Annotated in this window: 14 protein-coding genes; 2 read left to right on the forward strand and 12 right to left on the reverse strand. The window is 41.9% G+C overall.

What is annotated here, in order from left to right:
* Positions 1 to 63 precede the first annotated feature (63 nt).
* The 8 genes from AC57BQ_RS17430 to rpsT all read right to left on the reverse strand — a co-directional run bounded on the left by AC57BQ_RS17430 (position 64) and on the right by rpsT (position 10,247).
* Positions 64 to 3,369 (reverse strand): TonB-dependent receptor, encoded by a 3,306-nt coding sequence (locus AC57BQ_RS17430; protein ID WP_496407488.1) that lies wholly within the window; start codon positions 3,367 to 3,369, stop codon positions 64 to 66.
* Between the two features lie 102 nt (positions 3,370 to 3,471).
* Positions 3,472 to 4,014 (reverse strand): Mpo1 family 2-hydroxy fatty acid dioxygenase, encoded by a 543-nt coding sequence (locus AC57BQ_RS17435; protein ID WP_496407489.1) that lies wholly within the window; start codon positions 4,012 to 4,014, stop codon positions 3,472 to 3,474.
* Positions 4,015 to 4,178: 164 nt separating this feature from the next.
* Complete coding sequence (gene rny, locus AC57BQ_RS17440) at positions 4,179 to 5,744, reverse strand: ribonuclease Y (RefSeq protein ID WP_496407490.1); 1,566 nt, start codon at positions 5,742 to 5,744, stop codon at positions 4,179 to 4,181.
* 231 nt (positions 5,745 to 5,975) lie between these two features.
* Positions 5,976 to 6,266 (reverse strand): cell division protein ZapA, encoded by a 291-nt coding sequence (locus AC57BQ_RS17445; RefSeq protein ID WP_090473157.1) that lies wholly within the window; start codon positions 6,264 to 6,266, stop codon positions 5,976 to 5,978.
* 20 nt (positions 6,267 to 6,286) lie between these two features.
* Positions 6,287 to 6,577 (reverse strand): hypothetical protein, encoded by a 291-nt coding sequence (locus AC57BQ_RS17450; protein WP_076374860.1) that lies wholly within the window; start codon positions 6,575 to 6,577, stop codon positions 6,287 to 6,289.
* A gap of 124 nt (positions 6,578 to 6,701) precedes the next feature.
* Positions 6,702 to 9,101 carry a phenylalanine--tRNA ligase subunit beta gene (pheT, locus tag AC57BQ_RS17455; RefSeq protein ID WP_496407491.1) on the reverse strand — a complete coding sequence of 800 codons (2,400 nt, stop codon included), beginning with the start codon at positions 9,099 to 9,101 and terminating at the stop codon, positions 6,702 to 6,704.
* 106 nt (positions 9,102 to 9,207) lie between these two features.
* A complete protein-coding gene (gene radC, locus AC57BQ_RS17460; RefSeq protein ID WP_090473291.1) occupies positions 9,208 to 9,906 on the reverse strand; it encodes a RadC family protein in 699 nt (232 codons plus the stop codon).
* A gap of 86 nt (positions 9,907 to 9,992) precedes the next feature.
* Positions 9,993 to 10,247 carry a 30S ribosomal protein S20 gene (gene rpsT, locus AC57BQ_RS17465; protein ID WP_076374856.1) on the reverse strand — a complete coding sequence of 85 codons (255 nt, stop codon included), beginning with the start codon at positions 10,245 to 10,247 and terminating at the stop codon, positions 9,993 to 9,995.
* 217 nt (positions 10,248 to 10,464) lie between these two features.
* Between rpsT and AC57BQ_RS17470 the strand changes: the two genes are divergently transcribed.
* The gene (locus tag AC57BQ_RS17470; RefSeq protein ID WP_496407492.1) at positions 10,465 to 11,217 is read left to right on the forward strand and encodes a class I SAM-dependent methyltransferase; all 753 of its coding nucleotides are present in this window, start codon (positions 10,465 to 10,467) and stop codon (positions 11,215 to 11,217) included.
* A gap of 3 nt (positions 11,218 to 11,220) precedes the next feature.
* Here the strand turns inward: AC57BQ_RS17470 and AC57BQ_RS17475 are convergent, their stop codons facing one another.
* Positions 11,221 to 11,886 carry an HAD family hydrolase gene (locus AC57BQ_RS17475; RefSeq protein ID WP_496407493.1) on the reverse strand — a complete coding sequence of 222 codons (666 nt, stop codon included), beginning with the start codon at positions 11,884 to 11,886 and terminating at the stop codon, positions 11,221 to 11,223.
* An 85-nt stretch (positions 11,887 to 11,971) separates the two neighbouring features.
* On the opposite strand from AC57BQ_RS17475, the gene AC57BQ_RS17480 reads away from it, so the two are divergent.
* Positions 11,972 to 12,937 carry a zinc dependent phospholipase C family protein gene (locus AC57BQ_RS17480; protein WP_496407494.1) on the forward strand — a complete coding sequence of 322 codons (966 nt, stop codon included), beginning with the start codon at positions 11,972 to 11,974 and terminating at the stop codon, positions 12,935 to 12,937.
* Positions 12,938 to 12,950: 13 nt separating this feature from the next.
* Here AC57BQ_RS17480 and AC57BQ_RS17485 read toward each other — a convergent pair whose 3' ends face one another.
* From AC57BQ_RS17485 to AC57BQ_RS17495, 3 genes are all read right to left on the reverse strand, one after another.
* Positions 12,951 to 13,604: a DedA family protein gene (locus AC57BQ_RS17485; RefSeq protein ID WP_496407495.1), complete on the reverse strand. Its 654-nt coding sequence runs from the start codon at positions 13,602 to 13,604 to the stop codon at positions 12,951 to 12,953.
* A 161-nt stretch (positions 13,605 to 13,765) separates the two neighbouring features.
* Entirely contained in the window at positions 13,766 to 14,518 is a 753-nt protein-coding gene (locus AC57BQ_RS17490; RefSeq protein ID WP_496407496.1) for a DUF4397 domain-containing protein, read from the reverse strand.
* Positions 14,519 to 14,529: 11 nt separating this feature from the next.
* Positions 14,530 to 15,234, reverse strand: coding sequence for a DUF4397 domain-containing protein (locus AC57BQ_RS17495; protein WP_496407497.1), 705 nt, complete (start codon positions 15,232 to 15,234; stop codon positions 14,530 to 14,532).
* Positions 15,235 to 15,343: the final 109 nt, after the last annotated feature.

A 15,343-nucleotide genomic window follows, 5' to 3' on the forward strand; every position in this document is an offset into this window, starting at 1 on the left:
AAACACCCTGCCATTTTACCGGCAGGGTGTTTATTTATTGTTTTAGTTGAGTTTTGTTCGGTGTTACCAGCTGTAACGGATACCAAACTGCATTTGCCAGCGTGATGCAAACAAATCAACAGAGTATGGTAATCCTGGATCCGCGAATGTATATTTAGGATAGGTTGTTGCCGCATTAGCAAATGATGGTGTTCCACCTTTTGCCGGTGTTAAGCCAACACTTGCTGATGAATTGAATGTGTTTGCCGAGAAATAATACTGACCCCATTTTTTGCTCAGTAAGTTGGTAAGGTTGATGATATCATAAGTAAAGGTGATCACCTGTTTGTGTTTACCATTACCAAATTTAAAGTCCTGAGTAAAACGGAAGTCAAGCTGATTATTCCATGGAGTAAATGCAGCATTACGCTCAGTAAAGTTACCACGACGAGTTGACAGATATGAATTCTTATCAATAAAGGCATCAAATGCCGCCGCTTGTTGGGCTGCAGTTTGGCCACCTACAATGTCAGAGAAGAAATTCACGGTTTCGCCACGTTTTGGAATATAAGCTAAGCTCAACTGCTGACCTGTTCCGTCAATAGCGTTAGGATAAGTATTAAAGGTATACGGGTTACCACTTTGCGCGCTAAAGAAGAAAGTAAAGTTAGCCGGATAGTTATGCCCAGCATCCCAATCGTGTTTGAAATTCAAATTTGATACAATACGGTGACGGATATCAAAGTTTGAATTAGCTAAACCTGGACTGTTAGGATTTAAAGCCTGGTTTAACTGCCAGTTTGATTCCATTGAGTTACGGATACCATTGGTAACATCTTTTGAATGGCCATAGGTATACGCAACGGAAACATTTAAAGCACTCTGTGGGTCAAACTGAGTGAATTTAGCTACCTGACCAGTTAAGCTGTAACGGTAACCTTCGCTGGTATTTGATAACAAATAAGCATTAGTATATAATGCATTGATCTTACCATTACCATTAACAGCGGTGGCAGTATTATTAAATATAGGCTGCAGGTGCTGAGTATCATAAGGATAATAGGTTACCTGGTCCTCAGTATTTACCTGTTGAAATTTTAAATCATGAATAACTTTTGTGTAAATACCTTCACCAGTAAATTTCCACTGATCATCAGTAGTGTAGTCAACCGCTAAACTACTTCTCCATACCTGCGGCATTTTGAAGTTGTTGTCGATCATATCCACTTGGGTGGCACCAGATGGACTAGTATTAAAACCTTGTTGATTAACAAAGTTTAAACCACCATTAGGGGCAACCTGTACAGGGTTAGTACCTGGCTTAATTGGCGATGTAGCCGATGGTTTTTTATCATAAGCACCATAAGTAACACCATTGTTGTAAAATGAGTAACCAAACCATGCAAACGGAACACGACCGGTAAAGAAGCCGCTACCACCGCGTACAATAACGCTTTGATCGCCGAGTGCATCATAGTTAAATGCTACGCGTGGGTTCCACTCTATATTACCCAGGTAATTTTGTTTGATGTCCTTTGGTTTGGTATAAGTATAGGTTGTACCATAGTTAGGATCAACCGGAGCATTCGTAGTTTTATCGCTCAATGGCTGTTTGTTTGGTACATCTGCATAATCAGCACGTAAGGCTAAAGTCAGTTTAAAGTTATCTGTTAACTGAATTTCATCCTGACCATATAAGCTCAACAGGTTAACTTTAAACTTGGCCGATGGATTAGCTAAGATATAGTCACGTGTGTTATTGGTATAGTTAAAATTAGCACGTATACGAGCTGGGTTATTGTTCAGGAAATCTTCGATGCTGTTATAAGCAATACGGCCATTCCATGCGTTTACGAAGTTGTAAGTGATATTGTAAAACTCGTTGTGTGTACCAAAAGTAAAGGTATGTTTACCTTTTGTCCAGGTTAAGTTATCGGTAAACTCAGCTGTTTTCTGGCGCATATCAAAAATCGCAGCCTCACGGTCGGTACCCATAAATATGGTAGTACCCGGAGTACGGCCGGTGATCTCGATCTGTGGTAAAGCCGGGTTAGAGTTAGGATCGCGATAATCATGTACGTTTGAATAACCCAATACCAAGCTATTGCTTACGCTGTTAGAGAACCTTGATTTTAACTCCGCAACGGTCGAAGTGGAGTTATTGTGCGAGGTATAGTCGATACCACTAAAGCGGAAGTTTTGCTGATCACGCTCTAAGTTGGTAGCGGTTGAGGTGATAGTGTTATTACGGATAGTTAACTGGTTATGATCATCAATATTCCAATCCAAACGGTTAAAGAACTTGTTTGAGTTTGAAAAAATAGTGGTATTGTTATATGTACCAGGATCTATCCCGCCAGTATAGTTTTTAAATGCAGCAACAAGTTTATCACCATCCGCCTGACTCAATATATTAGGAGAGCCATTGTGATCGAGTCCTCTGATAACGGGGTCCTGTCTGCGGGCAATCTCTTCGTTGGTGAAGAAGAATAATTTGTTTTTAATGATCGGGAAACCTATACGGATACCTGTTTGATAATCATGAAAGTCTGAAAGTTTTGAACCATCACCACCGGAAGCAGCAGCGGCATTGTTTGCGCCTACCATGAATGAACCACGACCATAACCATAAACGGCACCGCTAAAATCATTGGTACCGCTGCGGGTTACGGCGTTGATACTACCACCCAATACGTTACCAATTTTAATATCATAAGGCGCAACCAGTACCTGGATATCCTGTATCGCATCTAACGATATCGGGCTTGTACGGGTACTGCTACCTACTTGGCCCGATGCGTTGTTCTGACCACCTAATGATGGGCTAAAACCAATCGCATCGTTGTTGATAGCACCATCCAGCGTTACGTTATTGTAACGGTAGTTGGTACCCTGGAATGAGTTATTATTACTTTGAGGCGTGTTTCTGGTCAAATCCTGTAAGCTGCGATTGATAGAAGGTTGCGTGCGAATTTGATTTTGGTTGATACGGGTGCCTGCACCTGTTTTGGTGCCGCCTACTGTACCTGTAACCTTTACTTCTTTTAAAGTTGTTGTTTCGTCGGCAAGGGCAAAATTAAAAGTAGTACTACCCAGGCTCAGGGTAATATCTGTTCTTTCATCTTTTTTAAACCCGACAAAAGAGGCCGATATAGTATAGGGGCCGCCTGGGTTTACGTTAGTGATAGTAAAACGACCATCAGAGTTAGTCTGGGCGCCATAACGTGTTCCTGTACTTGTATTAAGCACGGTTACAGTTACGCCCGGCAGGGTAACACCCTTCTGGTCGGTAACTTTTCCGCTTACTACTGAGGTGGTAATTTGCGCCTTGGCAACATTAGCAACCCCAATAATCAGCACTGATAAAAGGATAAAGTAAAGCTTTTTCATTTGTGTGTTTTTAAAACACAAAGGTTCAGCTACAATATTAACAACATGTTAACAGAGGATTATATTTAATCCTTTTTGTTAACATTAAGTAAAAGTTGTTTATCAATACTTAACAGATAACTTTTTAAGTACCAGATGAAGCAGGTAAATAGGACCGATGAGCAGGAATTTAATATCATCTAAAAATGATGGCTTTTTACCTTCTATTTTATGCCCTATAAATTGCCCGATCCAGGAAATAAAGAAGATGATTAGTGAAACCAGCCATAAAGCAGGTCCTCCGACCTGGTGCCAATGCTCCAGCTGAATAATGCCATAACTAAAGCCAAATAATATCAGCAGCATAATGTATGACAATACCGGCGAAAGTTTCAGATAGTAATAAATACTAAAGGCAATTAAAAAAGAAGCCCAGTTAAACACACCATTATAAGTACCCAGGAATTTTAAGTATGGAAACGGGATAGACCATACCAGGCCCAGCAAGCTGAATACGATAAGCGGGATACAGATAAAATGGATAGCCTCGTTGGTTTTATTCTGATGACTCTCGGCGTATTTGGCAAAATAAAGATCAACCGGGCGGATAGGGTTAGCATCGCCGGCACCATGTTGTGGTGTATTTGATATATTACTGGAGGCCATAATTTAATCTAATATATGGAGAAAAGAATCAAGAGTCAAGAATCATGAGCCAAGACCGGGGAAATAAAAAAGAAGCAGGAGTTAAATCAAGACTGTGGAAACAAAAAAGAGTCAAGACCTGATAGATCCTGACTCTTGATTCTTATCTCTTGACTCTTTCCCTGTTACTTAGCAAACGCTACCGAACGGGTTTCCCTGATCACGGTAACTTTGATCTGACCAGGATAGGTCATTTCGGTTTGGATGCGGTTGGAGATATCCGCTGCCAGTACTTCAGACTGTGCGTCGGTTATCTTTTCACTTTCAACCACTACGCGCAGCTCACGGCCAGCCTGAATAGCGAATGTTTTTTCGACACCTGGGTATGAAAGGGCTAATTCTTCCAGCTCTTTTAAACGTTTGATGTAGCTTTCAACTACCTCGCGGCGTGCGCCAGGGCGTGCACCGGATATAGCGTCACAAGCCTGGATGATAGGTGATAACATCGAGGTCATCTCAATTTCATCATGGTGAGCACCTATGGCGTTACAAACTTCAGGATGCTCTTTATATTTTTCGGCCAGTTGCATACCCAAAATTGCGTGTGGCAGTTCCGGGTTATCATCAGGTACTTTACCAATATCATGTAACAGACCAGCTCGTTTAGCCATTTTAACATTCAGGCCCAATTCTGCAGCCATCGTAGCGCAGAAGTTAGCTACCTCACGTGAGTGCTGTAACAGGTTTTGCCCGTATGATGAACGGTAACGCATCCGGCCAACCATACGGATCAGCTCCGGATGTAGACCGTGTATACCTAAGTCGATCACTGTACGCTCACCTATTTCTACTATTTCTTCTTCAATTTGTTTTTTGGTTTTGGCAACCACCTCTTCAATACGGGCCGGGTGTATACGACCATCCGTTACCAGGCGGTGCATAGCCAAACGGGCAATTTCACGCCTTACCGGATCAAAACCCGAAAGGATGATGGCTTCAGGAGTATCATCAACAATGATCTCGATACCGGTTGCCGCTTCCAGCGCGCGGATGTTCCTACCCTCGCGACCAATGATACGGCCTTTGATCTCATCATTTTCGATGTTAAATATTGAAACCGTATTTTCAATAGCGCTTTCGGTAGCGGTACGTTGTATGGTTTGGATAACTATCTTTTTAGCTTCTTTGGTAGCGGTCAGTTTAGCCTCATCAACAATGTCCTTGATCTGGATCATCGCTTTGGTACGGGCCTCTTCACGCAGGGTATCTACCAGCTGGTTACGGGCATCGTCAGCAGATAAGCCGGCTATGGTTTCCAATTGTTGTACGTGTGAATTTTTCAGCACTTCAACCTCTTCCTGTTTTTTAACAACAATCTCCGTTTGTTTCTCCAGGTTTTTACGGGTAGTGTCCAGCTCGCTTTCCTTGCGGTTCATGTTTTCCAGGCGCTGGTTTAACGACTGTTCTTTTTGTTTAACGCCGTTTTCGCGCTGGTTGATGTTGTTATTTTTAGTATTTACTTCCTGCTCATGTTCAGCCTTCATTTGTAAAAACTTCTCTTTGGCTTCCAGCAGTTTGTTTTTCTTCAGGATCTCGGCATTGTTTTCGGCATCCTTCAGTATTTTTTTCACTTTGTTCTGCGCCGATGTTTCCTGGTCTTTAAAAAGCTTCCGTAACAGGAAGCGGCCGACGATGATGCCAATAATGGCACCAACAAGCAGCCCGATAATAATGTATAATAATACGTCCATCTTCTTTTAGGGTGTAAGGTTATATAAATAAAAAACCGCAACTAACTCTTAAGTATCATGTATTTAAAAACTTCATTTCGGATATTGGGACCATGGTTACGTTAGTATAAATAGCAACGCATGCCTCTTTGATCCGCTTAATATTGAAGCGTTAAGTTTTTAATAGTGAAACCTAAAATTTAACTGCGGTTAAATCTTAATTGTGCTCTGTATGTTATGTAAGAACGTTAATTACTTCGAGAAAAATTCAGACAGCAAATGATCTAATTGATAAACCTTTTCGGCTATATCGGTATCTTCAACGGTAACTTTCTTCTCGGCTTTTAATGATGATGTAGCATAATGCAACACCGCCATCGAAAGCAGATCCTGCTTATCTCTTACCGCGTAGTTTTCCTGATACTCCTTTATCCGGTCATTGATCAGTTTAGCCGCCCTGCGTATTATTTCTTCCTCCTCCATGTTTACCTTTAATGGGTAAACTCTGTCAGCAATATTTATTTTTATTGAGATTTCTCCCATTGAGCTTTTCACTTTTTGTATTATTTCTTCAATAATACAATACACTTATCTATTTCTTGCACAAAGTCGTTAATTTTTTGCTTTATGTCAAGACTTTTCTCATTTGTTTCTGAAAATGATTTTGCCAGCTTCAATACACGAAGCTTTTCTTCCAGCTCTTTTGTCTTGTTTTTACTGGCATCCAAGGCTACGGTTAAAGCCTCACTTTCCAGTTTTAACAGATCATTTTCCTCCTGTAAGGCAGCGCAAAGCTCAATTAACCGTTCGGTTTTATCTACAATTTTATTTAACTGTTCGGCTACAGAAGGCATTTCTTTTAATTAGTGAATTATTGAATTAGCGACTTAGTGAATTAATTATTTATTGAATTATTAAGTTAAAGATTTACAAACTTATTTATTTAATCAATAATTCAGTCATTCACTAATTCACTCCTTATTTTCTGATCTCCGCTCCGGCTTCTTTACCTAAGTTATAAATTAATTTTTGCATAATAGCATCTATCGCTTTATCGGTAAGTGTTTTCTCGATATCCTGGATGATAAAGCTTAAGGCGTACGATTTTTTGCCTGCAGGTAATTTGTCTCCTTCATAAACGTCAAATACACTAACTTCTTTCAGCAGCTTGCGTTCGGTTCTCTGGGCAATTTGTTTTAACTGACCAAAAGTAACCGCTTTATCTATCAGCATTGACAGGTCGCGCTTTACTGACGGGAATTTAGAAACCTCCTGGTAAACGATCTTGTTTTTGCGCACAGCGGATAGGATCAGGTCGAAATTAAAGTCGGCATAAAATACTTCCTTGTCTACATCTACCTTTTTCAAAGCCTCGCCGGCAACCGCGCCAAACTTAACCAGTTGTTTACCGTTCAGCATATATTGCAGCCCGTAAGCCATTTTCTTGCAGGTAGCATCTTCCACCGCGTAACCTGTGATATTCAAGCGTTCTAAAATGCTGTCAACAATAGCTTTCAGATTGTAAAACGATACCGGTTTTGGCTTTTGGTTCCATTGTTCGGCAGCGGTTGCACCGGTCAAAAATACCGAGAAGCGTTGTACCTCGTTATACTTATCGTCCTTTACACTGTAAACCTTGCCAAACTCATAAAACTTCAAGTCGGCGGCACGGCGGTTCTGGTTGTAAGTAATAGCTTCCAGGCCGGAGTACAGCATCGTTTGGCGCATAACATCCAGGTCGCTGCTCAGCGGGTTCAATATTTTTACGGCAGTATCCAGATTATCCGAATAAGCCGATTTAGTTAATGAGCTTGATAGTATCTCGTTAAAACCATTGGCAGTAAGCAAATCCGACAGTTGGTTTTGCACCGTATCTTTCTCGGCCCGTTGCGAATTATTTAACGATGCCCTGATCTGGGTTGGAATCTCGATATTGTTGTATCCGTAGATACGCAGTATTTCTTCTACCACATCCACTTCGCGGGTAACATCAACACGATATGGAGGTACCTGCAACGAAAGTATTTCTTCCGTTTCATTAACCACCTTAATGTCCAATGCTTCAATAATAGCCTTGATCTCAGCATGCGGAATGGCTTTACCTATCAGCCTGTGGATATTTTTATAACTTACATCAAAAGCAAATGGCGCCACTGGTGCAGGGTAATGATCAAAAATCTCTGACGACACCTCGCCGCCGGCAACCTGCTGTATCAGCAAGGCAGCACGCTTTAAGGCGAAAACGGTCATATCCGGATCGGTACCTCGCTCAAACCGAAACGAGGCATCGGTTTTTAGGCCATGTCTCTTAGCCGTTTTACGAACAGATACAGAGTTGAAATATGCGCTCTCCAAAAAGATGCTGGTCGTCGTCGCCTTAACACCCGAAGTGATACCGCCAAATACACCGGCAATACACATCGGCTCTTCGACATTGCCTATCATCAGGTCGTTTTCTGATAGCTTGCGGTCTACATCATCCAGGGTTTTAAAAACTGTTCCTTCCGGGTAGTTTTTCACCAGTACCTTGTTGCCTTTTATCTCATCGGCATCAAAAGCATGCAGTGGCTGCCCCAATTCATGCAACACGTAGTTGGTTACATCCACAATATTATTGATAGAGCGGATGCCGATAACAGCCAGCCTTTCCTTTAACCATTTTGGTGATTCTTTTACCTCCAGGCCGGTCATGGTTAAACCAGAATAACGTGGACTTGCCTGCTCGTTCTCGACCACAACCTCAACCGTTCTGTTGGTATTGGCAATTTTAAATGCACTAATATCCGGCCGGGTAACACCAATCTTTAAAAAAGCAGCAATATCACGGGCAGTACCCAGGTGCGACATAGCATCAGCACGATTTGGCGTTAAACCTATCTCGTACATATAGTCGTCGTTCACCTTAAAATAGTCTTTAGCTAGGGTTCCAACCGGAGCGTCGGCATTCAATACCATGATACCATCGTGACTGGTGCCTAAACCTATTTCATCCTCGGCGCAGATCATCCCTTCGGATACTTCACCGCGTATTTTTGATTTTTTTATAGCAAAAGGCTCACCGCTAACAGGATACACCGTAGTACCAACAACAGCTACTACTACTTTTTGCCCGGCAGCCACGTTAGCAGCGCCGCAAACAATCTGCAAATCTTCCGGGCTGCCTACATCAACTTTAGTTACGTGCAGGTGGTCGGAGTTGGCATGGTCGGTACATTCCTTTACATAACCAATCACCAGGCCTTCCAGTCCGCCGGGAATAGCTTGTACTTTTTCCAGGCTCTCTACTTCCAAACCTGTACCGGTAAGGATAATGGAGATTTCCTGAGGAGTTTTATCTGTATCTATAAATTCTTTGAGCCAATTATATGATATTTTCATTATTCAGAAATGATAATCGGCAAAGATACGATTTAGGCTGAAAGGTGAAAGCTGAAAGGGAAAAGGTATTGACTAGATTTTTGACTTTTTAATTTTGACTTTTGACTTAAATTATCCCCTCATCGCCAAAGCTGTAATACCCATTATCAGTGATGATCAGGTGATCAAGCACATTGATATCCAGCAAACGGCCAGCTGCGCTTATTTTTTTGGTGAGATCAATATCCTGGTGACTGGGTTTCAGGTTCCCTGATGGATGGTTATGAACCAGTATAATACCACTGGCCTGTTGCTGCAGCGCCATATAAAAAATGATCTTGGGATCGGCTACCGTGGCCGATAAGCCGCCTTTACTCACCAGCTCTTTAGCCAGTACTTTTTGCGAGCGGCCGACGAGCAATATCCAGAACTCTTCGTGGTTCAGATCCATCAGGTGGCGGCGCATAATGTTATAGGCATCGCGGCTGCTATTAATATATTCAATGGCTTTGGTTTCGGTATCGTTGCGGCGGCGGCCGATCTCCAGCGCGGCGATGATAGATATCGCTTTAGCCTCTCCTATCCCCTTAAATTTTGAAAGTTCACTGATGGAAGCCTTACCCAGCTTGTTCAGATCGTTTTCATAATGGTGCAGGATGCGCTTGCTTAACTCAACAGCGGTTTCGGTACGGCTGCCCGATCCAATGAGGATGGCGATCAGCTCGGCATCGGTTAACGCGCGGCGCCCTTGGGTGCTCAGCTTTTCGCGCGGACGGTCTTCTTCAGCCCATGATTTAATGCTGATCTTTTCATTGTAGTTTTCCACGGTATTAATGTATGGAAAAAAACTACCAAACAAAAAAGGATCGTACTGTTGGGTACGATCCTTTTTATATATTTTAAGTTAAGCGATTAGCTTAAGCCATTAACAAATTTAGTAAGCTTTGATTTATTGTTCGAAGCTTTGTTTTTGTGAATAACATTCTTTTTAGCTAAACGGTCTAACATAGATATCACTTTACCTAACAGTGCACTTGCATCAGCTTTAGTAGTTGTGTTTCTTAATTTCTTAATAGCGTTCCTGGTTGTTTTAGCCTGGTACCTGTTGCGCAGACGCTTCGCAGCGTTTGATCTGATTCTTTTTAAAGACGATTTATGATTTGCCATTGTATAGCTTTGTTATTCTTTTTTTCTATTATTTTAAGGACTGCAAATATATGCCGATAAATTTAAATATGCAAGTGCTTTTTTATTAAAGTTTTAAAGCTTTATTTAACCAATAGTGCTGACTGAATTTATTTAAGCCCCGCGATTGAATATTGTACTTCATAAAACAACTAAACTACAGCGCAAGCGTTAATTTAGCAGCAGCTTACTTCAAACCATGGACAGTACTAAAAGATTCAGCAACCGCGTGGCCGATTATGTAAAATACCGCCCCCACTATCCTGCCGCCATTGTTACCTTTTTACAGGATAGCTATCAGTTGAGCACCGATAAGCTGATAGCCGACATAGGCGCAGGCACGGGAATATCAACCCAATTGTTTCTGGATGCCGGTTACCGGGCCATCGCCGTGGAGCCCAATGCCGAAATGCGGGATAAAGCCACGGAGCTGTTGAGCACATACCCGGGTTTTACCGTCGCCGATGGAACCGCGGAAAACACGGGCTTGGCCGACAAAAGCGTTGATGCCGTTATTGCCGGGCAAGCTTTCCATTGGTTTAACGCGCAGAATGCCCGGGCAGAATTTAAACGCATCCTGAAGCCCGGTGGTATAGTTTCACTGATCTGGAATGAAAGAAAAACTACTTCCGCATTTGAAAAGGAATATGACCAGCTGATCATCACCCACGGGCAGGACTATGTAAAAGTTGGTCACCGTAATATCGACTATGATAACATCGGCGCTTTTTATGATCCCGAACCTTTTGAGTTACGGGTATTTGAAAACAAACAGGTATTTGATTTTGAGGGATTAAAAGGCCGTCTGCTTTCCTCGTCATACATGCCAACCAAAGATGACCTTGGATATGAGCCTATGATTAATGATTTGAGGCGCCTGTTTAATAAATATCAGCAAGATGAACTGATCACCATAAATTATGACACCAAGGTTTATGTGGGGAGATTGTAGCAATTACGCGATGAGTCCCTGTTCAATCAAATGTTCTTTTGCCGCTTTAAAATCAAGAAACAGTTTATCGGCTATGGTTAATTTGTGATGTTCATCGGTATTGCTTTGAATAGCGAAACAGGTAAGCCCGGCAGCTTTTGCCGATTTAACGCCGTTGATGGTATCCTCAAAAACAAGGCATTCTTCTTTTAGCACACCCAACTTTTCAACGCATACCAGGTAGCTCTCCGGATCGGGCTTGCTTTTGGTAACCTCTGTACGGGTGATGATCAGTTTAAAGTATCTACCTAAACCGTTCCTTTCAAATACAGCATCCACATCCTGCCGCGGACTTGAAGTTACCAGAGCCAGCGTTAGGTTTTTACTTTTAAAATACGCCAATACTTCGGCTACCTGCGGCATCAGGTTCACGTCTTTAGTTTTCAGTCGTTCCAGTGTTAGCCTTTCCCTTTTATCAATGATCTGTGGCAATGGGGCGGTAATACCATATTTTTCGGCCAGGCGGGCGGCATTGGCAGGCATGGGTACACCAGCATAGGTTTTCAGCCAGTCATCATAGGTTAACTGTACATCAAACTCCGTTAATATTTCGTTCCAGCATTCAAAATGAAAAAACTCCGAATCAATAAGGGTACCATCCAGGTCAAATAACAATGCTTTAAGCGCCATCTGTAATTAGGTTTAGATGGTAAAGCTATAAACTTTGTTATTTAATTAATTTAAAATTCAAAACTTAAGGGCATATTTATATCCTATGAAAGGGCGTATTATTTTAAGTTTATCAGCTATAGGTTTAATACTGCTATGTTCATCATGGGGATTCTTTGCGCATTACCGTATTAACAGGTTGGCCGTTTTTACACTCCCTAAGGGCATGTCCAGTTTTTACAAGGCCAACATCAACTACATTACAGAACATGCCGTGAGCGCCGACAAACGCCGTTATGTAGACTCGACCGAGATCCCTCATCATTTTTTTGATGCCGACCATTATGGCAAGAAGCCTTTTACAGTTATGCCCAGACGATGGGCCGACGCTGCGGCCCAATACTCTGCTGATACGTTGGACAAATACGGCACCATTCCCTGGACCATCCAATACCAATATTATAAGCTGGTACGGGCATTTAAGGCCCATGATACCACGGCTATATTGAACACATCCGCCAATTTGGGCCACTATGTTGCCGACGCGCATGTTCCCCTTCACCTTACGCTAAACTATGATGGACAATTGACCGATCAGATGGGCATACATGGCCTGTGGGAAACTCGCCTGCCGGAGCTGTTTATTAAACAATATCATCTTTTTGCTGGTCGTGCCCGTTATATTGATAACCCGCTGACGGAAGCATTTAAAATTTGCCAGGTATCCTTCAAAAGCGTCGACTCGGTATTACGATTTGAGCGGATAGTCAATAAAAACTTCCCGCCGGATAAAAAATACAGCCTGGTTATGCGGGGTAAAAGAAAGCTTAATGATTACTCTGTGGCCTACAGCCATGCTTATCAAAAAATGCTAAAAGGTATGGTGGAGCGGCAAATGCGGGCTTCTATACTTTCGGTTGGAAGTTTCTGGTACTCGGCCTGGATTGATGCCGGGCAACCCGATCTGAACAAACTGATAGCACAGCCCTTAAGCCAAGCAGATCGTGCTAACCTGCAGCACGAAGAAGCCATGTACAAAACCGGCAAATGTATTTATCAAACAACTAAATAAGCTCAAAAGCTTACTATACAGAAGCTTTTTTGCTACCCCTGCTTTTTATAGCCGCGTAAATTGGCGGAATTACGGATATCAATATAATAGCCATCACCACCAGTGTAAAGTTTTGCTTGATCACCGGGATGTTACCGAAAAAGAAGCCAATAAATAAAAAGCTCAGCACCCATGAAGCGCCACCTACAATATTATACAGGCTATAGCGTAAAAAAGCCATACGCCCTACGCCGGCCACAAAAGGGGCAATAGTTCTGATGATAGGTAAAAAACGGCTGAATATAACCGCCTTGCCACCGTGTTTATCAAAAAACGCTTTGGTAGTGAGGTAATACTCCAGCTTTAATATTTTGTTATTTTCTTTAAAAACCTTGGGGCCTAAATAATTACCCAGCAAGTAATTAACCGTATTACCTGCAAAAGCAGCTATAACCAATATAATGGCCAGCAAGACTATATCTAAGCCCGTTTTACCATTAGCGATAAGCGCGCCGGCTGCAAACAGCAGCGAGTCGCCAGGTAAAAAGGGAGTAACTACAAAACCGGTTTCGGCAAAAATGATCGCGAACAGTATGAGATAGGTCCAGCCCTTGTAATCACTGGTAATCTGGCTCAGATGCACATCAATATGCAGTATAAAGTCGATAATGCTTTTTATTACTTCCACGGTATTTTAAATTTTGGCCAAAAATAGGAATATAAATGAGAAGACATTAGAATCAAGAGCCAAGAATCAAGAATAAAAAATAAGTTGTGATTGTATTTCGCGGCTCTTCGCTTTAATATCTTGGCTCTTGATCCTTGGCTCTTGATTCTAATGTCTCGTCCCTATTGAGTAGTTTTAAGCAGTAAATTATTGGTAATTATAGCGGCGCCGAATGCAACCGAGTCTGTTCGGCCTACTATCCCCTGTGTATAAATAGTGTAAGCACGGCCATCCTGTATGGTAACATTGGGCAATTGGAATTGAACATTATCCGGTGAGCTACTTAAGTTAATGGTAAAATTGTAATTACCCACGGGCAACTGAACATATTTTGACACAGAATTAAAAGTTATAGATTTCCACTGTTTTGCGGTGCTGTCATTCGCTCTCAGATCAAGCGGGGCAGAAGTAGGCGAGCAATGAACAAACCGTACTATACCCCTGCCCAATGGAGGAATAGTAGCTGTATCAAGCAACAGGAGTGAGTTTTTTATAGAGTTATCGCTCCTGAAACCGGTAATGAACAAAGTGTATTTTGAGTTGGCTTTTAATGCTATTGTACTGTCGATAGTGACCAGGTTTATAGGTGCCAATGTTGCCGTACGTAACTGCATTGGCGGTTGCAGCGTGGATATATAAAAATAGCCCGAATTAGTAGGGTATGTATAATTGGTTGTATTCTCCTTAATAAAATTAAGGTATAAATTTACCGGCAGTATATCCGGGCTTAGATTAACAATCTGCAGTTGCGTATTCAACCCTGTAGGATTAGCATTGGCGCCCTTGCCGCATGAGGAGATAAAAGGCAATAGCAAAGTACCCATGGTAAGCAAAAGTAGGGAAACCAGGAAGCTGCTTTTATTTGGTTTAGTCATTAATTTTTACTTTACTGATTAACTATTAAACTGGTGCCAAGTGCCTGGTTACCCCCAGAACCTACAGTGCCATAACCAACTACAGTATAAATTCTTCCTGTACTAATTGTCACCGTATCCTTTTTGGCGGTTTTTATGTCCGACCCGACCTGGTAAACACTTAAAATAAGCGAACCTGTTGAACTTGGCGTAACATTCAAAAAATCAGTTGTTTTTTTATACTCGATATTACTAAACTGCGGGGTACTTACCGGGTTTGGATCGGGGGTTACAAAAGCAAGTACGAGGGGCCCGGCATCAGGTGAGGCATTTACAAACCTGAGCTTAGCAAATTTATTAGTGGTGGCCGTATCGTTAGTAAAAAAAACACTTTCCGGAGTCTGCCCGCTTACATATAATGAGTATACTTTTCCCGAATCGAGTGTAAGGGGTAAAGTAAATAAGTAATTAGGGGTAGATGGGCTTGCTAACTTAACCTGGTAGTTTTGCAAACCTGCTTTTACCGTTAAATTACCCAGCGAACCACCTGGATAGTAACTGGAAGTATTATTGATCCGGGTACCATTCTGGTAAAAATTAATCACATTGTTTGACGCGTTGATCACATTGACACTGGTAGTAGGCAGAATGGTAGGCGCGTCATTATTTTTTTTACAGGATGCCCAGCATGCCGCCGCGGCTATAATAAAAGTAAAAGCTTTGATCCTGATATTCATATATAATATTAAGCTATATAACTTCTTCCCGCGATTTTTGTTATCTGCGGCGAACAAAAAAGTCCGGTTTTTAAAGCCGGACTTAGTTTTGGATTTATAATTTAAGTTT

Source organism: Mucilaginibacter sp. BGA-UO-ETr-C110 (assembly GCF_059567985.1).

Excerpts from the sequence above, each read along its gene's own strand:
- AC57BQ_RS17430 (WP_496407488.1), bottom strand. The coding sequence starts at position 3,369 with ATGAAAAAGCTTTACTTTATCCTTTTATCAGTGCTGATTATTGGGGTT.
- AC57BQ_RS17435 (WP_496407489.1), bottom strand. The coding sequence starts at position 4,014 with ATGGCCTCCAGTAATATATCAAATACACCACAACATGGTGCCGGCGAT.
- rny (WP_496407490.1), bottom strand. The coding sequence starts at position 5,744 with ATGGACGTATTATTATACATTATTATCGGGCTGCTTGTTGGTGCCATT.
- AC57BQ_RS17445 (WP_090473157.1), bottom strand. The coding sequence starts at position 6,266 with ATGGGAGAAATCTCAATAAAAATAAATATTGCTGACAGAGTTTACCCA.
- AC57BQ_RS17450 (WP_076374860.1), bottom strand. The coding sequence starts at position 6,577 with ATGCCTTCTGTAGCCGAACAGTTAAATAAAATTGTAGATAAAACCGAA.
- pheT (WP_496407491.1), bottom strand. The coding sequence starts at position 9,101 with ATGAAAATATCATATAATTGGCTCAAAGAATTTATAGATACAGATAAA.
- rpsT (WP_076374856.1), bottom strand. The coding sequence starts at position 10,247 with ATGGCAAATCATAAATCGTCTTTAAAAAGAATCAGATCAAACGCTGCG.
- AC57BQ_RS17470 (WP_496407492.1), top strand. The coding sequence starts at position 10,465 with ATGGACAGTACTAAAAGATTCAGCAACCGCGTGGCCGATTATGTAAAA.
- AC57BQ_RS17475 (WP_496407493.1), bottom strand. The coding sequence starts at position 11,886 with ATGGCGCTTAAAGCATTGTTATTTGACCTGGATGGTACCCTTATTGAT.
- AC57BQ_RS17480 (WP_496407494.1), top strand. The coding sequence starts at position 11,972 with ATGAAAGGGCGTATTATTTTAAGTTTATCAGCTATAGGTTTAATACTG.
- AC57BQ_RS17490 (WP_496407496.1), bottom strand. The coding sequence starts at position 14,518 with ATGACTAAACCAAATAAAAGCAGCTTCCTGGTTTCCCTACTTTTGCTT.
- AC57BQ_RS17495 (WP_496407497.1), bottom strand. The coding sequence starts at position 15,234 with ATGAATATCAGGATCAAAGCTTTTACTTTTATTATAGCCGCGGCGGCA.